General features: G+C 41.9%; 22 protein-coding genes and 2 pseudogenes. 15 read left to right on the top strand and 9 right to left on the bottom strand.

Annotated elements, in window-relative coordinates:
- Positions 1 to 11 precede the first annotated feature (11 nt).
- The 3 genes from tssK to tagH are packed head-to-tail and all read right to left on the bottom strand — an operon-like array spanning position 12 to position 3,235.
- Positions 12 to 1,337 (bottom strand): type VI secretion system baseplate subunit TssK, encoded by a 1,326-nt coding sequence (gene tssK, locus LDO37_RS09475; protein WP_126607002.1) that lies wholly within the window; start codon positions 1,335 to 1,337, stop codon positions 12 to 14.
- A gap of 31 nt (positions 1,338 to 1,368) precedes the next feature.
- A complete protein-coding gene (tssJ, locus tag LDO37_RS09480; protein ID WP_101115378.1) occupies positions 1,369 to 1,830 on the bottom strand; it encodes a type VI secretion system lipoprotein TssJ in 462 nt (153 codons plus the stop codon).
- Positions 1,831 to 1,834: 4 nt separating this feature from the next.
- A complete protein-coding gene (gene tagH / locus LDO37_RS09485; protein WP_224056015.1) occupies positions 1,835 to 3,235 on the bottom strand; it encodes a type VI secretion system-associated FHA domain protein TagH in 1,401 nt (466 codons plus the stop codon).
- A 309-nt stretch (positions 3,236 to 3,544) separates the two neighbouring features.
- On the opposite strand from tagH, the gene LDO37_RS09490 reads away from it, so the two are divergent.
- From LDO37_RS09490 to LDO37_RS09505, 5 genes and pseudogenes are all read left to right on the top strand, one after another.
- Positions 3,545 to 5,758 (top strand): serine/threonine-protein kinase, encoded by a 2,214-nt coding sequence (locus tag LDO37_RS09490; RefSeq protein ID WP_126607053.1) that lies wholly within the window; start codon positions 3,545 to 3,547, stop codon positions 5,756 to 5,758.
- Positions 5,759 to 5,760: 2 nt separating this feature from the next.
- Complete coding sequence (locus tag LDO37_RS09495) at positions 5,761 to 6,081, top strand: hypothetical protein (RefSeq protein ID WP_126607054.1); 321 nt, start codon at positions 5,761 to 5,763, stop codon at positions 6,079 to 6,081.
- 592 nt (positions 6,082 to 6,673) lie between these two features.
- A complete protein-coding gene (locus tag LDO37_RS09500) occupies positions 6,674 to 6,835 on the top strand; it encodes a hypothetical protein (RefSeq protein WP_185829767.1) in 162 nt (53 codons plus the stop codon).
- 30 nt (positions 6,836 to 6,865) lie between these two features.
- A pseudogene (locus LDO37_RS30345) lies at positions 6,866 to 7,132 on the top strand (7TMR-DISMED2 domain-containing protein); the annotation flags it as partial.
- Between the two features lie 30 nt (positions 7,133 to 7,162).
- Positions 7,163 to 8,437 carry a sensor domain-containing diguanylate cyclase gene (locus LDO37_RS09505; RefSeq protein WP_348541435.1) on the top strand — a complete coding sequence of 425 codons (1,275 nt, stop codon included), beginning with the start codon at positions 7,163 to 7,165 and terminating at the stop codon, positions 8,435 to 8,437.
- Positions 8,438 to 8,550: 113 nt separating this feature from the next.
- Here LDO37_RS09505 and LDO37_RS09510 read toward each other — a convergent pair whose 3' ends face one another.
- The 5 genes from LDO37_RS09510 to LDO37_RS09530 all read right to left on the bottom strand — a co-directional run bounded on the left by LDO37_RS09510 (position 8,551) and on the right by LDO37_RS09530 (position 14,440).
- Entirely contained in the window at positions 8,551 to 9,771 is a 1,221-nt protein-coding gene (locus tag LDO37_RS09510; RefSeq protein ID WP_126607271.1) for a catalase family protein, read from the bottom strand.
- Entirely contained in the window at positions 9,772 to 11,907 is a 2,136-nt protein-coding gene (locus LDO37_RS09515; protein ID WP_126607270.1) for a di-heme-cytochrome C peroxidase, read from the bottom strand.
- 153 nt (positions 11,908 to 12,060) lie between these two features.
- The gene (locus LDO37_RS09520) at positions 12,061 to 12,435 is read right to left on the bottom strand and encodes a hypothetical protein (RefSeq protein ID WP_104399849.1); all 375 of its coding nucleotides are present in this window, start codon (positions 12,433 to 12,435) and stop codon (positions 12,061 to 12,063) included.
- A 12-nt stretch (positions 12,436 to 12,447) separates the two neighbouring features.
- Positions 12,448 to 13,722 (bottom strand): ABC1 kinase family protein, encoded by a 1,275-nt coding sequence (locus LDO37_RS09525; RefSeq protein ID WP_126607269.1) that lies wholly within the window; start codon positions 13,720 to 13,722, stop codon positions 12,448 to 12,450.
- A gap of 4 nt (positions 13,723 to 13,726) precedes the next feature.
- Positions 13,727 to 14,440 carry a TetR/AcrR family transcriptional regulator gene (locus tag LDO37_RS09530; protein ID WP_185829766.1) on the bottom strand — a complete coding sequence of 238 codons (714 nt, stop codon included), beginning with the start codon at positions 14,438 to 14,440 and terminating at the stop codon, positions 13,727 to 13,729.
- A 718-nt stretch (positions 14,441 to 15,158) separates the two neighbouring features.
- Here LDO37_RS09530 and LDO37_RS09535 point away from each other — a divergent pair.
- The 10 genes and pseudogenes from LDO37_RS09535 to LDO37_RS09585 all read left to right on the top strand — a co-directional run.
- Positions 15,159 to 16,115, top strand: coding sequence for a 5'-nucleotidase (locus LDO37_RS09535; RefSeq protein ID WP_126607134.1), 957 nt, complete (start codon positions 15,159 to 15,161; stop codon positions 16,113 to 16,115).
- 148 nt (positions 16,116 to 16,263) lie between these two features.
- Positions 16,264 to 16,977 (top strand): hypothetical protein, encoded by a 714-nt coding sequence (locus tag LDO37_RS09545; protein WP_224055095.1) that lies wholly within the window; start codon positions 16,264 to 16,266, stop codon positions 16,975 to 16,977.
- Between the two features lie 141 nt (positions 16,978 to 17,118).
- On the top strand, positions 17,119 to 18,393 hold the full coding sequence (locus LDO37_RS09550; RefSeq protein WP_224055096.1) for a magnesium transporter MgtE N-terminal domain-containing protein: 1,275 nt from the start codon (positions 17,119 to 17,121) through the stop codon (positions 18,391 to 18,393).
- Between the two features lie 555 nt (positions 18,394 to 18,948).
- The gene (sbcB, locus tag LDO37_RS09555) at positions 18,949 to 20,373 is read left to right on the top strand and encodes an exodeoxyribonuclease I (protein ID WP_126609466.1); all 1,425 of its coding nucleotides are present in this window, start codon (positions 18,949 to 18,951) and stop codon (positions 20,371 to 20,373) included.
- Between the two features lie 13 nt (positions 20,374 to 20,386).
- The gene (locus LDO37_RS09560; RefSeq protein ID WP_101115362.1) at positions 20,387 to 20,749 is read left to right on the top strand and encodes a CidA/LrgA family protein; all 363 of its coding nucleotides are present in this window, start codon (positions 20,387 to 20,389) and stop codon (positions 20,747 to 20,749) included.
- Positions 20,749 to 21,423: an LrgB family protein gene (locus tag LDO37_RS09565; RefSeq protein ID WP_101115406.1), complete on the top strand. Its 675-nt coding sequence runs from the start codon at positions 20,749 to 20,751 to the stop codon at positions 21,421 to 21,423. Before LDO37_RS09560 ends, LDO37_RS09565 begins: the two co-directional genes overlap by 1 nt.
- A 323-nt stretch (positions 21,424 to 21,746) precedes the next feature.
- Positions 21,747 to 22,634, top strand: a complete 888-nt coding sequence (cdd, locus tag LDO37_RS09570) for a cytidine deaminase (protein WP_126609467.1) — start codon at positions 21,747 to 21,749, stop codon at positions 22,632 to 22,634.
- A 147-nt stretch (positions 22,635 to 22,781) separates the two neighbouring features.
- Entirely contained in the window at positions 22,782 to 23,957 is a 1,176-nt protein-coding gene (gene purT / locus LDO37_RS09575; protein ID WP_126609468.1) for a formate-dependent phosphoribosylglycinamide formyltransferase, read from the top strand.
- Positions 23,958 to 24,072: 115 nt separating this feature from the next.
- On the top strand, positions 24,073 to 24,582 hold the full coding sequence (locus LDO37_RS09580) for a helix-turn-helix domain-containing protein (protein ID WP_126607613.1): 510 nt from the start codon (positions 24,073 to 24,075) through the stop codon (positions 24,580 to 24,582).
- A pseudogene (locus tag LDO37_RS09585) lies at positions 24,582 to 25,421 on the top strand (IS3 family transposase); the annotation flags it as partial. The gene LDO37_RS09580 and the pseudogene LDO37_RS09585, both read left to right, overlap by 1 nt.
- 83 nt (positions 25,422 to 25,504) lie before the next feature.
- Here LDO37_RS09585 and LDO37_RS09590 read toward each other — a convergent pair.
- Positions 25,505 to 26,155 carry a thiopurine S-methyltransferase gene (locus LDO37_RS09590; RefSeq protein ID WP_126606459.1) on the bottom strand — a complete coding sequence of 217 codons (651 nt, stop codon included), beginning with the start codon at positions 26,153 to 26,155 and terminating at the stop codon, positions 25,505 to 25,507.
- Positions 26,156 to 26,332: the final 177 nt, after the last annotated feature.

Consider the following 26,332-nt stretch of genomic DNA (forward strand, 5'->3'; position numbering starts at 1 on the left):
CTACTTCAACTTTATTGGTTAATTGTCCACAACTCGATATCAATACCTGGGTAATTGCCAGATATATGAATAGCAAGACCACCGCTTTCTTTTAGGCGTTGCCAGTAAGGACCTTTCTTAGTCACTTCAAAGTACTGGTACCCTGCTTGATAAGGAATTTGCCTAGGCACGACGGTTAACGGTGAAATGGCGATACCGTGTAGTTGGTTGTTGATGAGATCTCGAATATTCTCGACAGGGCCCAACTTAATTTGTGATGGTAGTTTTGCTCGTAATTCTTCACTAGCAACATCCGCTTTTATCGCTAAAACAAACTGACACTTAGACAAGATGTTTTTATCTGGAATGCTGGATACACGAATACCATATTGCCTGATTTCAAGTGGTAACTTAGTTGCCGTTTGCTCCAGCACTACACTTAAATACTGGCTGAGCATCTGGTGAACCACGTGGAAGAGTTCAGCCATATCTCCATGCTTGTATTTAGGGAGTACAGGGGGACGTTTTGACTTAGTGGAAAATGTCGCGAGTTCGCCAATCAAGCCATACAACGCGGTCGTCAATTGAAATGGATGCAAGTCTGCACACTGGCTGAAATGTCGTAACGTTGTTTCGTGGCGATTGAGCATTTGTAACATGACAAAATCAACCGCAGATGCCGATGCGGATTTACCTTGCCCTAGTCTCTGGGCTAAAGCATCTGCACGGATCTTTATCATCGCGACAATATTGTTAAGATATTTATGAATAGTTTCGTTTTTATTAGCATTCAAAGAAGGCGGAATAAAATCCTGATCGAGAACTATTGCTCCTTCCGTCGTTACTTCCTTGATCTTTGCTACCCGAATAGAGTGATAACCAGGTAACTTATCGTTGGTTACTTTTAGCTGGATGCGCAGAGATGCAAGCTGCAATATTTCTTCATCTTGCCCTGTGACTACATCAGTAACCGACTGATCCGCATAAATATAACGAGTGACCAACTCCTCAGCATCAGAAGCAATGTTTTGTCCGCGTACTTTATCCGCAGGGATTGCAAGTACGATGAACACATCCTTCGCTTCCTGATCAACGTTTAGCGGATTAGGTGAATTATCCTTAACTGGAACATTCACTAAAGTCATGTCTTGCATGATTGCCTGACAATGCTCTAAATGAAGTTGACCTTCTTTCAATAAGGCATGGTTAAATTTTATAGAAGAGACACCCCAAGAATAAGGGGAAAGCAATTGTTGAATTTCTTTCGCCTCAAAATTGATGGCTCTTTCTTGCTGCTGGAAGTGTTGAGGGCGCAAAAACATGCCCTCACACCACGCGATGGGAGAAAAATCACTCATTAAATTAGAAAACCTATTTGTACTTCAGAAATTACTCAACAGCGATTGAAAGTTCACCAATAATTAATTTGTGTTTGTCGTATCCCGTCTTATCTACAGGGATAATCTTACGCCAGTTTGCATTTTCAATATCGCGGTATGCCGCAATAACACCTACGTATTCAACTTCAGCATTCATGCTTACTTCATACTGCTCTACGCTTCCTGGTGCGAAAGTAAATTCTTGCTTGTTAATTAAATCTGGACCAAGAACAACTTCAGGTTCTTCGTAAAGAGAAAAGAAATCTTGGCTTTCAAAAAGTGTATTTGAAGTCAGTTCATATACATGAATAACAACGGGAGAAGGACGCCCATTTAGATCTGGGTTCGCTTTATTACTTACTTCAAACTCTAACGTCGCGTAAGCCGGAACAACATAATTTGCTACTGAGCAACCCGTAAGCAGAAATGCAAAAAATAAACTTACTATTGATAATTTTGTTTTAATATTCATGTCCTCACCCTTTTTTCAAAGCCATTTCGTATGATTTCGCAAAGTCTTCTAAATAAAATGGAATTGAATTTCCTTCCAGCTCATTTGTTAGATCTAAATACTGTTTTTCGTAATTCTTCCAAAAATTTGCTTGAGTCTTTCCTGGAATTATTTTTTCTAATACGCCATCACCAGCATTCATAGATGAAATGTATTCTGGATTAAGCAACCCCATAACACCTTTAACAGCACCATCTACCCCTTGCATTAACGCTTTCTCGTGCTTTTCTATATCGTCAAACGCTTCTTGTATTGCATTTTGTGGACCGAGGAAACTTGAAGAGTTGCGGTTATATAAATTATGTATTGCGTCTTCTAAATTTGCGGAAAACTTAAGTGGGTTATTTTCATGACGCTGAAATGCAGTATGGTTCAATCGATTAGTTTGCTTAAATTCAGCACGATGATGAAGCGTGTCCATTAAGCCACCTAACAGCAATGAAAAGGACTCTCCTAATTGCTTGAACCACTCATCAGAATGTTGAGATGGAACCATATTTCGAGATATTCCAAGACCACTTAAAAATGCATCCAATTCATTGGAATTGGCTTGCGAGTTTGCTTGAATAGGTGATTCTGGTGTTCTCTGAGGCTGACTTGGACGAGGAGCCGATCTACCCGGCATTGGTCGCTCAATTTCATTTCTTGGTGCTGGAGAAACAGGCTGCGGATTTGATGGAGCTTGTAATACCGCCTCTTCTTTTTCAATCACCTTGTTCTGTACAGGTGAACTTTGAAGAGATGAACGGGCTTGCGTAGACTGCGCTTGCTGCACATTTTCAGCTACGGGCGTGTCTCCCACTAGTTCATTGGTTACATGAGTTTCAGACAAATTGAAGAAATCGTCTGTAAGACCAATATCACTTTCGAAAACTGGCTCATTGGACAAGCTATTTACAAAGTCATCTTGAAATTTGTTATTTGCCACATCAGACTCGAATGGTTTTGATTGTTCAAAACTGCTTATGTCTGATTGACCAAAAATATCGTGGTTATCGGTGTCATTATGAAAATGAAGGGTATCTTGAGCGCTGGATTTAAGTTCTACTAATATTTCATATTCGCCAAACGTAATGATATCGTTATCATTAAGTTTTATTTCATTACCATTACCAACTGGAGTTACTGACCTATTAATAAATAAACCATTTGTTGATAGATCTCTTATTAAATAATCCTCACCAAATCTAATTAATTCGGCGTGAACACTAGAAACCACTCTTTCTGGGTCAGGTAATATCCAATCACAACTTTCTGCTCGCCCAAGCTTAATTGAATCTTTGACATTATTATCACTAAATTCAAATTCGCCCTGTATTTCAGATGTGAATTTATGAAAGCTGTTTATAGACAGCACTATTCCCATAATAACCTCAAACCAACATTCTATAAATTTTAGTTTTATAAAAAAGAATAAACAGTTACTCTCATTATCAATGATAGATATAACAATAACATGCCAATTAAATTAGCCTGAACTATGATTAAAATAACTATTAATTTGAAATATATTTTGCAACGGAAAATGATTTATACAGCGCAGTTCAAATTTTAAAAAATATTTCCTTCACCAATTTTCTTTTGACTGTTATCTAAGCCGAAACTTTCGTTCGTAGTAATTGTTTCGAAATTCTGGGTGCCTAACCTTACTGACATTCAACTTGGAGTTCGCTAGATGTCAAAAGATAAACTTCCCCCTAAAGAGCCGACAAAACCACAAGATGGTGATCGCACTCAAATTGTTAAGATGGATCGTAAACCTAATGTTCCTTCGCCAAAAGCGAAAGAACCTTCTAAAACGTCAAGCAAACCGGATCCGAAAAGCAAGGTAGAGCCAACACCCAAGCCTTCAGAAACAAAGACTACTCCCGCAGTCTCTAAGTCAACCGATAAAGACGTAACGGTAAGCCCTGTATCCTCAAAATCACCAACTAAGCCACCGCAAACAAAAGCAACAAACACCAAAAATGTTTCAAACGCCGAAAGCCTCGTTGGCACTCTTGTTAAAGGGCGCTACAAGCTAGAAGCCTTGATTGGCCATGGCGGGCTGTGTGATGTATACCGTGCTAAAGATAAAGTATTAGAATCTTCGGGTTCCGAATCTCCTTACGTGGCTTTGAAGATTTTACAAAAAGAGTACACAAGCCAACCTGAAACAGCGCGAATGCTGATTCGAGAAGCACAAAATACGCAGAAACTAAGCCACCCTAATATCATCCGAGTGTTTGATTTTGGTGTCGATCAACAAATTTACTATCTCGTCATGGAGTACCTTGACGGGGAAACATTAGAACAGCTTATTCAGCGCTCTCGTCCATCAGGCTTACAATATGGAAAAGCACTCGCGTTACTAGATCAAATTCTCGATGCACTTCATTACGCACATCACCAAGACATAGTGCATGCCGATCTGAAACCTGCAAACATCATGCTTAACTCTGATGGTCAGATAAAAATATTTGATTTTGGCGTATCCAAAACGTTTAAACTAAAGCAAGACCAATACGCTGCAGCTCGTAAAGAGACTAACGATAACGTCGGTGGATACACACCTAACTATGCCTCTATTAATCTTATAGATGGTAAAGATCCTAAGCATACCGATGATCTGTTCGCTTTTGCCTGTATCGCCTACGAACTTCTAAGTTGCAAACACCCTTATGGTCGTAAACCCGCGAACGTTGCTTTGAAAGAAAACTTAAAGGCAAAAAAGCCGGACAATATGCCTGTCACAAAGTGGAAAGCAATCAACGACTACCTTGATCTAGAAAGCGCTCCAAAACTCGACTCAGCTGAAAAAATAAAAAGTTTCTTGCATAAAAACCACACCCCAGCAATTGCAGCTGGAGTGGCAATAATCGGACTTATTGGACTGCTAGGTTATGGTTACGGTCAATTGACAACCGAAATCGATCTTCATAAAGCTCGTGTTAGCCAACTAGAAACGAGTATCCAAAACCACAATAACCTGCTTGAAACATCGCATAGCGAAGTCATAAAACTGATAGACAGTAAGCCAAGCCATCATGATGTAATCTCGCAAGGGCTTTTACGTCACCATAAAGACGCGATTATCTCTGAGTTTGAAACCCAGATAGACGAAATATTAAACGATAGAGAAAGTTCCTACCCGAACTACTACTCTATAGAAAAAGTTTTGGTAGAGGCTAAAAAGTACTATCCAGACTCTCACGAATTGGAAACCATTGTCGCTGACATTCGCTCCAGTAAATTATCGACCCTCTCGGTATTGGCGCAGCGAATTAATACTCACCTTGAAAAAGGTCGTTATAGTAAAGCGGACAAAAAAGATAATGTTTTCACCTTGTTCCTTGATCTGCAAACCATTAACTCGGACTACCAGTTCAAACCATCTTCACTGGCTAATGACGTTTACGGGTCAAAATTTGAAACCGCACTTAAAGATAAAGATACGGTCACCCTTTCCGAGCTAATCGCGGTTGGTAACACTCTTTTTGAAAGTGTTGAACAACACAAACCGTTGCTTCAAAAAGGCAATGAAATGTCTACTGCTATCGAAGCGCTAAGCGCCTATCAACTGAGTTTAGACTCGGGTAATACACTGCCGTATCCATACGAAGCAGCTCGTATTCTATACGTAGAAGAATTGAGTACATTACGTTCTTCACTCGATGCGTCCAACACCATTAAAGAACTGGATAACCTAGTCGGAAACATCGATAATTTTGCAACAAAAGTACCAAGTGACTTTAGAGACGTTGCGAAGCTACGGTCCGATACAGCGAATCGCTACTTGGAGCTTTCTGACTTATTACTGAATAAGAGGAAGGCCTCGCAGGCAAGAGCTGCAATGAAAAAGGCCAATGAATTATTGCAGAAAGTTGAGCAGTCTAAGCAAGGCGGTTAATTTTGGAAAACTTATTCAAATTAATCAACGAAGCGAAGCAGACCAACACTTTGGTGACGGATAGGTACGGAAACCACTTTCTATTGCTTCCAAAAGAAGTGGTTCCTAGCGATGCTTCAGAATTTGCGGATAGAGTGAACACTAAGCAGTGGTTAAATCTGTCATCGATCAGGCGTGTTAACTATCACGCTCTATTTAGTCAGGTATCAACTTCAAACCAATTAACGGTCGGTGTTTTCGACTTGGAGTCTTCACTCAATCAACTGCATCTTAAATTGGACAGAGGTGATATTGTCGCTCTCAACTTAGGTAGAAACCACTAGACCAACTCTCTTTCGTAGCGCATGAGCCAGATGGTAAATCTGGCTCACTTTTCTCAGATTTTTAATTCATGCCCAACTTCTTCCACAGATACAACTAAGTTAAAGCTCAGTATTTTCCTCGAAATTCTCAATAAAAGAACAGACTTTTATAAACCAGTGCTAAAAAGCTGTTGTTCACCTGTATCAGTTCAAAAAATTGACCTTTCAGAATCCTCAGTTCTGTAATTTGTCATTATTTCTGCAATATTATCGACTAAAGTTAAGCCCTATCCTCAGGAAGAGGATGTCTCCAGCACGTAATTGCTCATTTTGTTTGTATCATTTTTAAGAACGATATATCTTACTGATGATCTAGTAAGCTATTCTTGAGCTAATAGAGTAATTTTTTATGACTTTCTAGATAATTCAATATTATTATAACTATCAATAAAATTGAGCAACCTAACGTAGTACAATAAATGTCAATACAGTTGTGTTGTTTTTCTAAGCGAATTATGGAACGAGGAAAGCACTTATTACGTGCTATTGCATTTCAATGACAAATATAAAACCAAGGATGTTAGCGTACTTTTTAAGCATCTTCGCAATAGCTATGTTGCAATTATTACTTTCAGCTGGTGCATCCGCATCAGTATTCCCTATCGAAGTTACTGGGGAAGAAAATGGTAAACGTCTTACCGGGCGATACCTTCTTTGGCACGATCCATCGGGCAAAGCGGACATCAAAGACGCTATTCAATCTTTTGAGAATTAAGAGTTCAAGCCTCTCAGCACTAAGGGGTCTACTGGTTTGCAGCCAGGAGCCTTTTGGAGTATTTTCGCGCTGACCAATACAAGTGATGAAAAAATCACTGTCAATTTAGAATATATTGACCACCAACTCATCTACTTAGAAGCTTACCAACGCTCCGTTTCCAGCAATCATTACTCTATGATTGCAGACCAATTTTTAGGTAATTCATTCTCTGAAAGATTAGTTCCCCACCTGAGGTTTGTCGTTCCTGTTACTTTGGAGCCTAACCAAACATATCAATATATGTTCCGTTACGGATCTGATGGTCAAGGGTATGTTTTCCCAGACATGCGCATCTGGTCTTCAGATAACCTAAACTATAGCCAAGCAGTTGAAATTGCACTTATTTCCGTTGGTATTGGTAGCCTACTTCTTATGGCATTAACGTCATTTGTTGTTGGTGGCGCCTCTGGCGACAGAGTTTATATGGCGTATGGTATTTATGCCATCGCCAAAATATTAACTTGGCCAACCATTTTGGGCTTCACCCACATGTTCATCTTGCAAGACAATTTTCATTGGAGCTTGATGTCGTTAGGTGGCGCAATTTCAATCATGACCGGTATTATCTTTGTCCGTTCAATGCTTCAAACGAAAGAAAAAACCCCAAAGCTGGATTGGGTGCTTCGTTTTATGATTTTGAACGCTTTCCTACTGGCTTTAGCAGCACTGTTTAGGGAAACAACCTACTCCGTAGTCCTTATTACTATCGCATTACTGCTCTACCCTTTTATGGCTGTTGCCGGCATTATTCGCTGGATCCAAGGTTCTCTAGTCTCTGCCATCTACACCGTTGCATGGGGTATTTTAGTTGCAGGGCTTTTTGCGCAAGCGATGAGGGATTTAGGTTACGTAGAGCATAACTTCGCGACATATTATTGGCCAGTGATTGCCTCTTTCAGTGAGATGGGAGTAATCCTAATTGCGATGGGTATTCGCTTACTACAACTCCGCAAACGAAAAGACAACGCTGAAACCTTATATCGTCGTCAGTTGGAACGAGCTAAATATGAGCTTGAAATGCTGGTCTCTGAACGCACACAAGCATTGGAGCAAGAAAAGCAAAGAGCGGAAATTGAAGCTAGAACCGATCCTCTTACTGGTATTAGTAACCGTCGTAGCTTTATGAAACTTGCAGAAGAGTCATTTGACCGAAGCATGTTAGAAACGAAACCTTTGGCAGTCATTATGTTTGATTTGGACCACTTCAAAGAAATCAATGATCGCTTTGGTCACTCGACAGGTGATAAAGCGCTCAAGCTTTTTGCCAGCACAATTTCAGGCAATATTCCCGACAACGCCATTTTTGGCCGATTGGGTGGCGAAGAATTTTGCATGGTATTCCATGGCGATCAAATGATGGCGATGGACATTTCAGAGTTTCTGCGTAGTACGATTGAAAACATATCCATAGACAACGGTGAAAGACAAGTTCGCTTTACCACCAGCGTCGGTATTTCTGTTTTGGATAACGAGAAACACATCGATCAACTGATTACAAATGCAGATAAGGCGTTGTACAGGGCGAAATACTCAGGAAGGAATAAGGTCGTCGTTGATTAGAGTCTGTTAATCTAACCTTACTCAGCCATCAAACCTCTACAAATGTCCAAGCCCCTACACATATCAAATGCGTAGGGGCTATTTTTTAACCTTGGATTGAATTACTCATCTCTCTAATAGAAATCTTTATTTCCATCCAGTGGCTTGGCGAGGTAGTCAAAATCTCGCTTCCAAGACCAATCTGGCGTAGACGATATGATTCTTTCCATTTTACATTTCTCGGTTTGATTTTCTTTTAAGCACCACGATGTGGGTTCTGGCACGGTTGCCTTGTTCATCATATGACGGTAATCAGAAACCGCTTTGTAAACCAATCTTCGTGCCTTATTTAAACTTCCAAGGGGCTCCCATTCACCCACGGCTCTCCAAGGATTCATAGAAACGTTTTCGCAAAACTCCGTTTGTTCTGGGCTGTTTATCAACTGAGGCGGAATATAAACCGTCGCGATTGGGATAAAAGGAGATGCCTTCTCAGACCAAATTACCGTCGCATCATCAATCGGCATGTAATGACCAGTCAGCTTTTCTTGCACCATGAATTCAAAGCACGCGTCTCCATTTAAAAGTTGATTCTGGAGTTGAGTGTTTAAATAGTTTTCAGGCGATTTATCCACTTTTGATGGAAACTCCATTCCTTTACACGGTCTAGTAGAAAACTTGATCGCATTACTTCCCAGTTGGTAGGGAAGCATAGAGAAATACTGCGCATCTAACGGGGTGTTAATTACCGTAGTTACGGTTTGAACGGCACGATAAAACTGTTTGGGATGAAACCTAGGAGGGAAGAAACTGATAAACCACTTCGTACGCTCAAACTTCGCTAAAAAAAGCATGTCCTCTGCGTAATCAAAAATATTACGGTTAAAAAATGCAGGAACGTTGGTCATGATAAAATCTTGATTCCCAGAATGCCCCAACTCGGGAGCAATTGGATCCCCTTCAACATTCATGACTTTGATTGCCATGCCTCGAGCATCGCCCTTCTTATCTGCCTGAACGAGCATGTCACCGTTAGAAAAACGGATCCAGCTTGGGTACTCATGCCCTACCTTGCTAAATAAGCTTTGCTGGAATCTTTCTGGAATATCTGGGTTCACAGTAAACGTGGCTCGCACACACCCCGTCGCTTTCGCGTGAGCATCTCGCCTGTACGGCCTTCCGTTGTACTCTTCAGCACGGCGTGAAATCTCGCGCGCACTGATGATGGAGGATTGCACCGCATCGAATTCAGGTTGCGACATTCCCATTTCAGCCGACACTTCATCCATCGAAAAAGAGGAATAAGAGACCAAAGCCGCCGCCACACCTAAGTAAATTGACGTTAATTTAACCATTTAGTGCACCTCCAAAGGATGGCTTTTAGCTGACTCGAATCGCGCTTCACAGGCTCTTTGTTCAGACTCGAAATAAGGCGCTTCTACATACTGATTCCAATTTTGAGGATCGCCCCCTAACGCCAGATCATAATCTGGATTTCCCAGCACCTTTAAGTACTCAATCAGTTCCATTCTTTCTTTAACACTCAGCAATGTGCCTATCCGACCAGTGACGTCTGCATCGGTAAACAAGTGCCCCTTATTGCCATTACCATCGATTTTTGTGTCGTGTAAGAAGGCGCCTTGTTTGATATCTGTCACGTAACCTAAATGAATAGGATCGTACTCTCGGTTTCCAACATAGAAAGCTTGAGGTCGTTCACTTTGCGGAGAAAGTAAGTGATAAATAGACGGTACAGAACCATTATGTAGGAACGGAGGCGTTGCCCAAACACCATGAAGCGGTCTCGATTTATAGGCTCGCTTGTTCGCTATTCGGAAAGGGATGTTTAAGCCGTCGTACTCAGGAATCAGAGACTTATCAATATGGTCGTCTTGGTACAGTTTCGGAATCAATCGATTCAGTAAAATCTGCAAGCCATCTCCCGCATTGACTGGGGCAGAGTCAGGAATAATCTTACTCGCATCGTATTTGTGATCCATGTAGTTATTCGCTGCTGTTGCATCTGTCCCGATGATTTTGGTGTCAATCCACGGTAACGCCCACACCACCTCACGCCAGTCCTGACGGATCGCTCTGCCCGCTTCATAGGTAATATCGCCATCCATATCCCATTGCCAGTTCACATCATTTTGGTGAGCTGGATTCGCGCCTTCATGAGATGCTACCGGCCACTGATACGATTCTGAACGGTGAGGACCATGGCAAAACTCACAGCGCTCACTAAACAAATTCTTTCCTTGTGTCGCCATAGCAATATCGATATCGCCGAGGATCTCTTCAGGCCACCTAGGCGGTTCCAACGTCCTTAATTTGCCTTCAATACAATGCATTCCCGGCAAATCAATGACCGTTTCGCCAAACTCGTCCGATGTAAGGAGTTCACCATTGTCATTCACCAATTTGATTGGCGCTAAAACCCCCAAACTCTCACCGATATTTCGAGCCATCGGCTGGTTGGTAAAGCCCGTGTATTGCACCCAATCAAAACGCCACATATCCCAGAGGAAAGGGTAACTTACGGGGGCATCTGCGATTCGTAGGTTGCTGGGTTCATCGATATCGTAGCCAAACACAACATTTCCGATTCGACCTACCGCGTCTGTTCTTCCTCGCCCTTCTTCAACGGGATAGAACTTAGGGTTACCGGCTGTTTTAGCAAAACCATATCCTTTTACAAGAAAGGCTTTTAGATCCTTTCTTAGCTTCATACGCTTATCCATATCTTCCCCGACAACGCGGTCGGCAAAGCGGTTAAACTTAAAAGGATCAGCATAAGTAAGAAAAGCAGAAGCGCCCAAAGACAAGATAAACTCGCCCTGTTTTACATTTGAAATGCTGTGAAGTGCTTGTCCACCATCGACACGAAGCGCCTTTCCTTGGTAATGCAACTCACCGGTGTGGCAAGCCGCACACGTAATGTCCAGTTTTTCACGCTGCGTTTTTGGATCGATGTGCCGCCCGAAACCGATGGGTAAATTTCCGGGGTTCATGACACTAGGCTGCTGACCAGGGTCCACGATAAACCCCCAGCCTCTCATGTTATCGGTACTTGCTAGCATCCCTCTCGATAAAGGCATTTCTAGGTTCACTAACCAACTGTATTCTAAGCCAAGAAGTTCTGTTCCTTGAGGGGTAAAATAATAGGTTTCTCTATCATTTTCAGTCCACCCTTTGTTCAAATAATGAACTTCATTCACGGTCTCCACCGTCAAGTTAGGTGCTAAATACGCTTTAACCTGAAAATAGATAACAGCCAAAACGAAGATTGAAAATATCGAAACTCTAACCCATTTAGGGCCAATGGAAAGCCAGAGGTTCCATAACGCCTTTATAACCCCCAGCCCCCATTTGTATACTTTTAGTAAGAGCTTTAACACAACTCGGAACATCGCCTTTAGTGCTGTTAGTAGCGCTTTAAAAAGCCATTTAAACGGCAGAATAAGCCACTGAACTGTTTTTTCTAATTGCACATTGTTTTCCTGACATTGATAAATTGTCTGAAATAACAATGTTAATAAACATTAACAAAACACGCAGTAATTTAGCGCCAAAAGGAGATCTCACTATCGCTTTATGCCTTTTAATGCCTAGTATTTACACATTTAGCTCAACCCTTTACCTCCCTAGCCAATCAATCCCAAAACACCCACTGGTAAAAGAAGAATCCATTGAGGAAGAGAAAATAGAAGGTTAGGCAAATGTAAACGCCACGCCACCCAGAGAAAAAGAAGCGCAAACAGAATGTATTGAACGGAAATAAACATAACACCAATATCCATGTTGGGCTTGTACGCCGAGAAAATTAACCAGACACCGGATGAAAAGAGCACAATCGTCACCATGTGCCAACACGCATACATTGTACTTTTAACACTGGTTTTCATGTCTGTAAGTAGAAATGGACGCACTGGATCGTAATGCCCTGCTATTAAATGTACGAAAGCGCAAAAAATAGCCATGACTCCCGCCCCTAACCACCAGTAATTTGCAATATTCATTTTCTTTCCCTTCTAAAGACTAAACCGAACGTTTGCTTGTGCCACTTGGCAAATTTGTAGGTAGCCATACAAAACTCGCTCATAAAACAGCACGTCCGCCCTAGGGTTAAACGGCATTTTTTCATTGTGATGCGCCTTGTATGCGATCTCGAAACCTTGCTCCATATAATGTTCATGTTCAGCAAAATCGAACCCTTGCTCCGAGAAAATTTTAGATTTCCAGTTAACAAAATCTGGGAATAACGCATTAAACGCATCCAGTTCTGTTGGGCATGCATGCTGAACATAAAAGTGAGCGCCAAGCGTTTTCACCATGGCGATGTCTTTATCACGGTAAGCTTTGAGTAACCGAAGAAAGTTATCCGCCACTTCCCTTTCTATTGGGTAGGTGCTGCCAAAATCGATTACGTGTACGGTGAGATCTTTCGAGATTAGGAAATTGCCAATGTTCGGATCGGCATGAAAACGTTGCCCGTTCTTTAAACTATGGATAAACAAATCCGCCAGTTTTTGGCATACAACGTCTCTATCCGCTTTAGAGGGTTCGGATTCCAACCACTTATCTAAATGAATGCCTTCAACATAATGGGTGGTAAACACTTTGGATGTACACAAATGCTCAACTGGCTTCGCGGTTTCTACACCTTCAATGCCGTCGGTTGAAAAAGCCTGTGTTCGTTCCAATTCATGTAAATAGTCCACCTCTTCAAGCAAACTCGCTTCAATGTGAGGCAAAAGCTCGCGAAAATCGTATTCCTTAGGCAGAAGTTTAATAAGGTGTTTGAGCGTAGCCATATCAGAGCGGATCGTTTCATCAATCCCAGGGTACTGTATTTTTACCGCAAGCTGATTCCCCTCTTTATCCGAGGCAAGGTGCACTTGCCCAAGGCTAGCAGCAGCAAAAGGAACGGTCGAAAAGCTGGAGAAGATCTTTTCCGGATAGTCACCAAACTGGTCCTTAATCACCTTTCTCACCAAGGCTCTATTGATACCCGGCACTTGATAACAGGCTTTGGAAAGCTCCTTTCTTATCGATTCAGGGATATAGACCTGATTCATACAAAGCATTTGCGCCACTTTCAAGCCAGTACCGCGTAATTTCGTTAACGCACCAAACAGTATCTTCGCGACTTCTTCATCGACTATCTCTGCGTTTTCACTAGACCTAGCCGATGCCAACCCCGCAAATTTCTTGGCTTTCTGTGTGAGCTTTTTGGCTCCTGCTTTCACAGCGGCTTCGACAACAACAGAGCTACGGCTCAATTTTCCTGTTGGAATATCTGTCATGTGGTTACCTCCGCTTAATGGTGCGAACGGTATTCATCGCTTTGGTTAAATAATCAAACCCAGAGAATAAGTGATGTCGGAATAGGAACGAAACCATGTCGCTCGCTTTACTCATCACGCCACTCTCTAGAACAGACATGGCAAGCGCGAGGCTCAAATCAATCAACTGCGTAGTTTGAGTAAACTCTTCGGAGTCATCTTTAAGCCAATAGACAAGAACACCTACGTAGTAGTCCCAAAATAATGATGAAAGAAAGCTGCTGCCTGGCTGAGGAACCAACTCCTCATTTTCATAAGCAGCATGCAGATACCCTTCAAACGTTTCCGAAATTTGATTTTTAACTGGGGACATAGCGCCAAATTTGGCCAACGGAGAAAGAAACGCCAGCTCAAATGCTTCTTCCACAAACTCGCGATTAGAAAGCAGCAGGCTTAAATGGGTTTCAAGAAATAGCTGAACTTTTTCGTTTAGCTTGTACTCATGAAAATCGGGGGTTTGATTCAATTCCTCTATCGTGTCTTCCACGATGCATTCAAAGTACCCATATAGGATTTTTTCTTTATTGGGGAAGTAATTGTAAATAGTGGCATCACCCACTTCCGCCGCCTTTGCAATTTTACGCATCGACACATTTTTAAAGCCATCGTCCGACATTAGCTCTACCGCTGCGTTGATGATCTTTCTTCTCACCTCAGCTTTCTTTTCTTTCATTTTCATCACAATCACCATAAAATCGAAAACACTATGGATAAAATATGATCAATAAGTGTTTTTGTCTATAGTGTTTTCAATTTATTATTTGTAACTTAAAAAAGAAAATGACAGCGGTTTGAATTTACAACCCATAAACATTTGATTTTAAGACCTAACATAATGATGACATTAGACATTTATCCCTATGCAACAATTCACACCATCACCAAACAGTTTGAATTAGTCACAAACTGTATTCATCCCTAATTGAGACTCAGAGCCCTTTGCTCTAGCCCGCTTTATGCGGGCTTTTCTTTATCTCCCCCCATTCCGTTTCTTGTTCTTTATCGCGAATCCAAATCGAAAGCTGAAAATGCTCTAATTATTCAGCTCTGGTTTACCAGCCGCTTTACAATGGACTAAAAAAAGAAATACCACGCGTAAGTAACAGCAAACCGGAACCATTAATGCCTATAGATAACCAGCCCTCTCTGCATTTCTTCGATAACAAACAGTAAAAGATAACCTATTGAATACTTTATAAATAACCAGAATGATACTTTTTACAAATATAAATTGAATGCAGTGAGCCTTGTGGCATAATCACGCACGTTTTAGAGGGTTTAAGAATTGAGTGTTATCACGTTAGGTGAATGCGAGCTGCAGAGATAGACGGAATGTATCGGTCTGATCAGTTGTTAGAGTTCTCAGTAATTCATCATTAAAATTTTGGAGTGTATATATGCCCTATGAATTGGGTAAAAGGTTAGTAATTGGCGTTGCTTCAAGTGCAATGTTCGATTTAACTGAGTCTGATAGGGTTTTTCGTACTAATGGTGAAGAGGAATATCGTAAGTACCAGTCAGAGAATATCGATAATCCTTTAGATAAAGGGGTCTCATTTTCATTTGTGAAGCGCCTACTTTCTCTAAATGATTTGAGTGATAAGCCGGAATCTGACCCACTAGTAGAAGTTGTATTGTTGTCACGAAATGACCCAGATACAGGGCTTCGTGTTATGAAATCGATTGAGCATCATAACTTACCTATTTCGCGTGCGATTTTTATGCAAGGTAAATCTCCATATGACTACATTCCAGCATTGAGTATTTCTTTGTTTCTTTCAGGCAATTCGTCTGATGTAAAAGAAGCCATAAGGTTAGGTTATCCGGCTGGTCATGTAATGAAATCGACGATTATCGATGAAGATGATGATGACTTGCGAATTGCATTCGACTTTGACGGTGTTCTTGCTGACGATGAATCAGAATCCGTCATGCACAACACCAACGACCTAAATCAGTTTCATGAGCATGAAACCAAGAACGTATTACAACCTCATAATCCCGGTCCGCTGAAAGAGTTTTTAGTTAAAATCTCAGCAATTCAGAAAGTTGAAGAGAAGAAGAAGCAATCTGAACCTGATTATCGAAATCGACTAAGAGTTTCAATTGTTACAGCAAGGAATGCCCCTTCACATGAGAGGGCTTTAAATACACTGAAAGAATGGGGTGTAATGACAAATGATGCATTCTTCCTAGGTGGTGTTGATAAAGGTTTGATTTTGGGTGTTCTCAAACCTCATATTTTCTTTGATGACCAGTCTGGTCATTTGAGCTCAACTAGCACTGTTGCTCCGTCAGTTCATATACCATTCGGTGTCAAAAACACCGAAGAAATTGCGGAGAAAGAACTTTAACAAACCGCTTAAGAGTGATTCGCAATGCGTGGCATCTTTACTATGCGTTGGTTTTAGTGTTTAAGGTGGTATGCGGCAACTTCGGTATTGCGTTACTCACACCTTAATAGGGTATTAGGTGCCACTCGCCACACATGAAGGATGATGTATGAAGCTAGACAATCAAGAATTACATGAATTATTAGTTAAAAAAGGTGTAACGCACTTCCATCATGCAAACTCACTCGCAACAGCAATTACATTTATCGAAGAAGAGGGATTGCTGTCTCGTGGTGATGTGGAGAAAGAAGATTTGATCCAAACAAATCAAAGTTCAGATGACGACGACAAAGATTTTGACGTTTGGGATGACATCTTCATTGATATTGTCGATCTCCATGGTTATTTCCCTCGTCAAAATCTATATGGACCAGTACTTTTCAAATTTAACATAGACTTTTTGCTAGATGATGATTTGGATATTTGGGTAACAAAGAACAACCCCATCTACTGGAACCATCAACTTAAGCACTCTGATAAATACTTTAAAAGCGTTAAAGAGTTGAGAAAGTCGTGGCAAGATTATCCGACTCAGCAAAAGATGTTCACTATCCGAAAACCTGACCGACCTGTGTTGTTTGACAATTTGGAGAAAATAATACTGGACAACCCCAAAGTTAAAATTCATGAGGATATTTCTCTGCGAAAAGAGGCTCTGAGGGCGCTCAAAAAAGCTACTCGAAAAGACAAAAGTCTTCGGGATATTATTACGCTACGTGAATGTCGTAACTGCTTTTGTCACGACAACTATCTCAACCAGATACCAGTTGAAGATCTTGAAAGATTGTTCTTACCAGCATGGCATGAAGACTTCCGCTATTAGCCACCATACAAACAATTTAAGAGTAATTCAGCACGCTTGGTATTTTGAGTTTAGGTCTAGTTTGATGATTATGGCATTCAAATTAAGAGCGGTGGTAGCGTGCTTCACACCTTAATTTGGTGTTAAATTTATTAGGACATTATGGAATACGAAAATAATATAAGAATTAGTAACCTCCCTCGAGGTGATTTAGCTGAGCTTTGGCGCTTGTTACCTCCTCATGAGTTGAACGAATTAATTACGAAAAGTAACGACAAAGAACTATCTCTTCTTATTGGGCACCTTCCTGAGAAAGGTATACAGACTCTTATTTCAAATCTAAACGAAGATTCTGCGAATAGGTTGTTCTCTTCAATTTCTAATCGAACAATTAATAAGGTTTTATTGCTATGTTCTGCGAATGCTCTTTCTAAGCTACCTAGAGTGCTCAGTCGTGAAAATCTCATTCGTGTGATTCGAAGCACAAGCTCAGATGTACGGGATAGGTTGCTTAAAATGTTGCCGATCGAAGATCGACACATGATTATGGAAATAACTGAAGAACAGACTGAACTTGAAGGTAACTATAAACATTATCTGACTCAAAAATTTGAAAACTCCATTGAAAAAGATGCTTTTGAGCGGATAAAAGAGCTTGAAGATAAAGAGAGATACCTAGAACGTCGTCAACGAGCACGTGAAGAACAGCTGGCTGAACAACTGGAACACCTTCGTAATCAGATATCTGTCGCCGAAAAGGATTTCCATCAACGTCAAAACAAACTTAAAAGTATTGAAAGTAATTATGCTAAACGTGAGTTAGAACTTAAGGACAACATAAAGCAGTTACAAGAAGAGCATCAAAGACAAGTGCAAGAAAAAATCGAAATCAAAGTACCTGAGTTCGTTAAATCAGCGGTTGAAGTTTTGGAGAAGAAAGAAAAAGAGTTTTCTGATAAATCGAAAAACTGGAACTTACAAGGCTCTTGCGCTTTAGGTCTTGCAATAGCGTCTGCTGTTGGTGCTCTAATCTATGGTGGTTTTGCATTCCATACAGCATCTAAGGAAAATATTGATTGGTTCTTTTTCTCCTTTTTATTACTAAAAGGGCTAGTTGTTGTTACGTTGTTCGGGGCTTGGGCAAAGCATGCATATAACCTAGGTAATGCTTGTATGCACGAGTCATTAAAGCGCAGCGACCGTATGCATGCCATTAACTTTGGAAAGCTCTATTTAGAAGTATACGGCAATGATGTTAGCCAATCTGATATGAAAGCAATATTTGAGAATTGGAACTTGGACAGCGATAGCGCTTTTACTAAAGTTCAGCCTACAAACTTTGAACCAAAGGTCGTGGAACAAGTTACTCAAATGATTGCGGCTGTTTCTAATGCAACGAATAAGCAAAACTCAGCAAGTAAGCCACAGCAAACATAAAGTTAACACATATGAGCCTTCCGCCTATAAAGAAGCAATTGCACCGTATTGGCTGCTTTATTAGCAGTCAATCCATTCGAACAACAATTTCATCTACTTCATTCGGTCATTTCGGTCATTTCGGTCATTTCGGTCATTTCGGTCATTAAGTATGCCTTGCGACGAACACATATAGAGGTTCTATTCAAAATGAAAGTCAAATCGTGATTTTCAAAACCATGACTTCCCAGCTATCTTCAGGCTCTGTTGGGGTATAAACCACTTTGTTGTTCGTTTTTCACTTATGGGGACGCAGCAATGAAGTTGTCACCAATTAATTCATTTGAATGACATTCACCCTAGCCCGCTTTATGCGGGCTTTTCTTTGTCTTTCCATTTCATTTTGTTTCTTCTTTAACCGGATATGGGATTGAAATCCCTTTTCCTCTTAACCGTGAATCCAAATCGCAGGGTGAAAATGCGCTAATTATGCGGTTCTGGTTTACCAGTCCGCTTTGCAATGGTCTAATACAGAAAGAAATACAATGCGTAAGCAACAACAAATCGGAACCATTAATGCCTCAAGATAATCAGCCCTCTCTGTTTTTCTTCGATTACGAAACCTGGGGAACCAGTCCAGCCAAAGATCGACCAAGTCAATTTGCAGGCGTAAGAACGGATATGGATCTCAATATCATTGGCGAGCCTTTGGTTATTTACTGCCAACCGCCCTCTGATTACCTCCCCTCTCCAGAAGCGGCGCTTATTACCGGCATCACTCCACAAACAGCAGTGTCTAAAGGGCTTCCTGAACCTGAATTTATACGAAAAATTCATGATGAGCTCTCTACTCCAAACACAACGAGCCTTGGCTACAACAGCATTCGATTTGATGATGAAGTTTCTAGGTACACTCTTTACCGGAATTTCTTCGACCCTTACGCATGGAGTTGGCAAAATGGTAACTCTCGTTGGGATTTGCTCGATGTGATGCGTGCTTGCCATGCCCTTAGACCGGAAGGCGTCAATTGGCCAAAGCGTGAAGATGGGCACACCAGCTTTAAACTGGAGCATTTGTCTGTCGAAAATGGGATAGAACACGAAAATGCCCACGATGCGATGGCAGATGTTATCGCAACCATTGAAATGGCGAGAAAAGTTAAGGAAGCGCAACCTAAGCTGTTTGATTACCTCTTTAGCATGCGCCACAAACGCAAACTCAATGAGTTGGTCGACATCGTCAACATGACACCGCTAATGCATGTTTCTGGCATGTTTGGGGCAGAATGCGCTTATACCTCTTGGGTTGTTCCTTTGGCTTGGCACCCAACCAACCAAAACGCCGTGGCAATGGTTAACCTTGCCATGGACCCTACCCCACTTATTGAACTCAGTTCCGATGAATTAAGAACAAGGCTATACACACGCCGAGATCAACTGGAAGAAGGGCAATTGCCAGTTCCCGTTAAGCTTGTTCACCTAAATAAATGCCCTGTTCTCGCACCAGCGAAAACGTTAACGGCAGAAAATGCCCAATTTATCGGAATCGACAGAGAACAGTGCTTGAAAAATCTGGCACTCATTAAACAACACCCAGAAATTAGAGAAAAGCTTATCGAGCTATACCAGAACAAAGATGAGTACGATGTCGATCCAAACGTGGATACTCAGCTTTATAATGGGTTCTTTTCTCCGGTAGACAAAGCCACCATGGACATCATTCGAGAAAAAGCCCCAGAGCAATTAGCGGGGATGGAAATCAATGTTAAAGATGAACGCATTGCCCCACTTCTGTTCCGTTATCGTGCTAGGCACTACCCATGGACGCTCGATGAATCAGAGCAAGCTAAATGGGCTGCGCATTGTCGAGATTATTTCGAAAGTAATTTGCCCGACTACATGCAGAACCTTGAAAACTTAGTTCACGAACATGATGGTGATGAAAGAAAGGTATCGCTGTTAAAATCCGTATATCAATACGTAGAAAAATTGGTCTCATAAGGTTCGTTTGTTGATGTTGCAACGTGTTCTTGGTTACGTCATTTCCTTTCTTGTCATTATGGCTTGTCTGCTTGTTGGTTTGACTATCCAACACTTATTGGGGCTTGCGATACCCGGCAGCATATTTGGAATGTTGATTCTCTTTACGTTGCTGGTACTTGGGCTCATTCCGGTTGAATGGGTGCGCCCTACTTCACAACTGTTTATTCGCTATATGGTGCTGCTCTTTGTGCCCATCAGCGTTGGGTTAATGAACCACTTTGACATGCTTGTCGATAACGCGCTCCCGATATTAGCGAGTGCCGTTGGCGGCACAGCCATTGTTCTCGTTTTACTCGGACTTGGATTAGACAAACTATTGAAGGAGCCAAAATGATGTGGGTGCTCCTGACTTTAGCGGCTTTTTTCTTTGCTCGTGCAGTTGCAAGAAAACTCAATAGCCCAATTGCAAACCCGCTTGTTATTAGCGTTTCAATCATCATCCCGACACTGGTATTCCTAGATGTTGATTTTGACACTTACTACTCGCAAAACGAATGGTTTAGCTTCTTACTACAACCTGCTGTTGTTGCCCTTGCTTACCCTCTTTACGAACAGCTACCAGAAATACGCGCTCGCTGGCGTATCATATTATTGGCTTGCGGAGTGGGGAGTATTATGTCGATGTTTTCGTCGGCTATGATCGCCTATTACTTAGGAACCGAATTGCACCTTATCGCCAGTTTACTTGGTAAGTCGGTCACTACTCCCATCGCTATGGAAGTCTCCAGTTACTTAGGTGGCGAGCCCGCCGTTGCCGCTATACTCGTTTTGCTTGTTGGTGTATTTGGGGCGGTTTTCGCGTATCCAATTTACAACTTGATTGGTGTTAAACACCCAATAGCACGAGGTCTTACCATGGGTACTGTTTCTCATGCCCTTGGAACCGCTGCTTGCGCAGAGAAACACCCAAAAGACGCGGCATTTAGCTCACTCGCGCTCGTCGCTTGTGGGGTGATCACGTCAATTCTCGCGCCTGCATTTTTTGCGTTGGTCGTGTGGTTAGGGTAATCAGCCCCTAACTTCACGCCTTCCCCATCTCTCCCCTCCTATCTCCCCTTATTTCCCCCTATATCGCCCTTTTAGCTAACTGCCACTTACTCCAATTTACTTTCACTTGCTCTCCACTTTTGCTCAAATAACCGCTTAAAAAGTAATCTATTAATAAATTTGATGTCGGTCGCACGAAATTTCTATGTAATCAATTACAAGTTAGATGTCACTCACATAGTGAAACCAAATGACCTATTGCAGACATTTGTGTGATTTACATCACTGCGATGGCGTGTATATTTTCTAGAATGAAATTGAACGTACACCCAAAAGGACAAGAAATGAACGCTAGGATTTTAAAGGCGATTAAAGAGTTACCGACTCCACTCGCGGCTGCGATGGAGGCAATTGTTTCTAATCCGGATTTTAACGCGACCATATCACCGCAAGATTTTGATGAGCTTCTCACGGTTTCTGGCTTGAGTGATGAAGAATTGAGAGTCGCCCTGTTGCCTGTTGCTGCAACCTATTCTCACGCCCCAATATCCAACTTTTACGTTGGCGCTATTGCTCGCGGGGTTTCTGGACGACTGTATTTTGGTGCAAATATTGAATTTCTAGATGTACAGCTAGGGCAAACCATCCACGCTGAACAATGTGCCATTTCCCGTGCTTGGATGATGCAAGAGCGTGGAATTAAAGACGTGACGGTGAATTTCAGCCCTTGTGGTCACTGTCGTCAGTTCATGAATGAATTGAACACCGCTTCTGAACTGTCGGTACAACTTCCAAATCGAAAAGCAAAGACTCTCCACGACTATCTGCCAGAAGCCTTTGGCCCTCAAGATATTGGAATCGAGTCTGCGTTGATGACCGAAGTCGACCACGGTAAAACCCTCGATTCTGATAACGATCTCGTCATCAGTGCGTTGGCGGCTCTAAATATTAGCCATGCTCCATACTCCCATAACCTAAGTGGCGTAGCTTTACGCACCAAGTCTGGGTTCGTGTTCACGGGCGCATACGCAGAAAACGCGGCGTTCAACCCTAGCCTTCCTCCTCTGCAAGTGGCCATTATTCAGATGATGATGTTAGACATTTCACTGGATCAACTTGAAGAAGCCGTTTTGATCGAAATTCGTGATGCGACATCAAGCCACTTAGCGAATACTCAAGCAACTCTGGAAGCGATCAACCCAGACATTCCACTTGAATACATTTCACTATAAACCGTAACAACTTATACACATTAAGACCTTGAATTTACAAGGTCTTAATGTACTTGGTTGGGAATAATACAAAGCCTTAGCAAACGATTGCGCGCCAATGAAAAATGAGTATGATCCGCCTCATATCACTCAAGATAAGGTTGAACAATGTTTGGTACAGCAACAGGTAAAAAGGCAACGCGCGTTCTTCTACTGGGATCAGGAGAGCTGGGGAAAGAAGTGGCTATCGAGTGCCAAAGACTTGGATTAGAGGTCATTGCTTGCGATCGTTATCCGAACGCCCCTGCAATGCAAGTCGCCCATCGTTTTCACGTTCTGGATATGCTTGATGGCGACGCTCTAGCGAATGTTATCGCCCAAGAACAGCCTGATTTTGTTGTTCCAGAAATAGAAGCCATTGCGACAGACAAGCTGGTTGAGCTTGAGTCTCAGGGGTTAAATGTTGTTCCAACAGCGAATGCGACCAAGCTGACAATGAACCGTGAAGGCATTCGCCGTTTAGCGGCTGAAGAATTACACGTAAAAACGTCGCCTTATCGTTTTGCAGACAACTTTGCAGATTTTGTTAGTGCGGTTGAATTTGTCGGCACACCTTGTGTTGTAAAACCCATTATGAGTTCATCTGGTAAGGGTCAAAGTGTTATCAAATCTGAATCGGACATTCAGAAAGCATGGGACTACGCTCAGGAAGGCGGTCGCGCTGGCGCTGGTAGAGTGATTGTTGAAGGGTTCATTGATTTTGATTACGAAATTACTCAGCTTACGGTCAGAGCGGTTGATGGCGTTCATTTTTGCGAACCCATTGGTCACAGGCAAGAAGATGGCGACTATCGCGAATCGTGGCAACCTCAGCAGATGTCAGACACTGCCAAAGCCAATGCACAGGAAGTTGCAAGCAAGGTAGTCAATGCATTAGGTGGACACGGAATCTTTGGTGTGGAGCTTTTTGTAAAAGGCGACGACATCATATTTAACGAAGTTTCCCCTCGCCCTCATGATACTGGGTTGGTTACGTTAATCTCGCAGGAGATGTCTGAATTCGCATTGCACGTAAGAGCGTTTACAGGCATGCCAATCAATCACATAACCCAATATGGTGCCTCTGCTTCAGCCGTGATCCTTGGTCAGGGTACATCGACTGATATTCAATTTAGTGGCATTGGTGATGCATTAAGCAGTGCTCAAACACAGTTGCGTCTTTTCGGTAAACCGGATATTGATGGACGTCGCAGGCTGGGCGTGACTTTGACTCGTCGTGACACTATCGAGCAAGCGGTTCAAGATGCAGTGGAAGCGGCTTCTAAGATAAAAATCGAATACTAAAATTAAGACTTTGTGACTGCTCGGCTTACTTAGCTGAACTTGGTTAGCTCAACAGAAAAGCCAGCATACTGAACTGACCCCCAATAGTTGGACACCAATTATTGGGGGTCTTTTTATGTCCAAATACAACCGAGCATTGAAATGCTCAATAGCGAAACAATACCTACAAGGCGAAAGCTCATCTCAGGAGCTTTCTCGCCTTCATTCCATACCATCGCGTCAAATACGTTACTGGGCACAAGTATTCGATATTCATGGCTCTCAGGCATTTATGCCTCATAGTTTTGCAAAAAATGCGCAAACTAAACTGCAAGCTTTAACTCATATGTGGACGAATGGTTGGTCTATCAGTCACACTAGTGCGGTTTTAAACTTTTCTTCCCCTGGCACAATCGCTGTTTGGCTCAAACAGTACGAAAGAGATGGCTTTCAGGGGCTTGAACGTAGCAGAGGACGACCCGTAATGAGTAGGCACCCTTTTATTCAAAACAAGAGCGATGACGAGAAAACACTGGAAGAGCTCAAAGAGGAGTTAGCGTACTTGCGAGCAGAGAATGCTGTCCTAAAAAAGTTAGAGGAGCTGGAACAGGAGAAACATCGTCGAACAAAGAAAAAACGAAAGTAGTTCTAGCTCTTAAAAATCGATATCTACAGCAACATCTCTTGCATGCTCTTAAGTTAGCAAGAAGTAGCTTCTATTATCATGCGCAGTCGAACAACGCCATCGAAAGCTATCAAGATGAAAAACGGTTAATTGAGAAAATATATCATGACCATAAAGGGAGATATGGCTATCGTCGTATTCATTTAGAGTTAAGGAGACAGGGCGTCATGCTTAACCATAAGACAGTTCAACGTCTAATGGGGTTACTAGGCTTGAAATCAACGGTCAGACCTAAGCGGTACAGCTCTTACAAAGGAGATGCTGGGACAACCGCTCCAAATGTACTTGAACGGGACTTCAATGCAACGAAGCCTGATGAAAAATGGGTAACTGATGTCACTGAGTTTAAAGTTCAACAACAAAAGGTGTATCTATCACCAATTGTTGATCTGTTTACTCAAGAAGTTGTCGCTTACAGGGTTGCTAAAAATGCGTGTTTACCTCTGGTTACTGACATGCTGACTGAGGCGGTTGCGACCTTAGCTAAAGACGCTAAGCCCATAGTGCATAGCGATCAAGGTTGGCAATATAGGCATAGGAAGTATCAGCAAACTCTCGCTGAACGGGGATTAACTCAAAGTATGTCACGAAAAGGAAACTGCTTAGATAACGCAGTAGCAGAGAACTTCTTTGCCTTACTGAAAACAGAAATGTACCATAATCAGCACTTTGAAGATGCCGATGACTTAATCGCACATATTGACGAATACATCGAGTATTACAATACGAAACGCATCAAGGTGAAACTAAAAGGCCGGACTCCGACGGAATATCGAAATCAGGCCTTAAAAGCCGCTTAACAGAAATGTCCAACTTTATGGGGTCACTTCATACAATTATGCTGGCTTTTTCTTAATTTTAACTTGGGCGAAGCCGACTCACTTTATGCTTCCGGCTCTATCACCCAAACCTCTTCTGCAAATCGAGTCAATCCTTTTTGAATTCTAGGATGGCTTTCATCAGCATCTTCACGCGATACTCGTGTGACTTTAAACCCAGAGAACAATTCATGTATTTCGGTTGCGGGTACGCTGAATGGTGGTCCCGTCATTTCTTTTTGGTCATAGTCCAATGAAACCAAAAGAATTTTGCCACCTGGAAGCAACAACGATTTGAGTCTTTCTACATAGTCACGTCGTACTTCTTTAGGTAAAGCGATCAACGCAGCGCGATCATAAACCAAATCAACAGGTTGTATTGGAGCTGTGAAATAGTCGCCCGTGTAAATACTTAGTTCATCAAATTGATAGAGTTCATGCTGACCAGAAATTGTTGTGACGGTGGGTGTATAAAACTGCTCGGCAAAAAAGGCTCTCACCGCAATATCACTAAGCTCTACACCTTGAACGTCTTCGTGGAATTTGGCTAACCACACAAGATCTTCAGACTTTCCACATAAGGGGACAAATACCTTCTTTTCACGGCTAGGTTCGAGTAATTTCCAATGTTCGATTAAAACGGGGTTTACATCGGTTAAGTGAAACCCTATTTGGTTAGATGCCCATTTCTGATGCCAAATTTCTTGGTCTTGCATTACCATTCCTCAAGCTAATACCGTTTTGTAGAGAATATAGGATCGCCTCTTAAACGGAAAGAGATGATGCTGACCGACCAAGAAATGATATACCTCAGTCACCTCAAGATACTAGGTTCAGCGAGAGTTAAATTGGGTAGACAAGTTAATTGGAACTAAAGTGCTAATTATTTGTTT

The sequence above is a fragment of the Vibrio penaeicida genome, from assembly GCF_019977755.1.
GTDB classification, from domain to species: Bacteria; Pseudomonadota; Gammaproteobacteria; order Enterobacterales; family Vibrionaceae; genus Vibrio; species Vibrio penaeicida.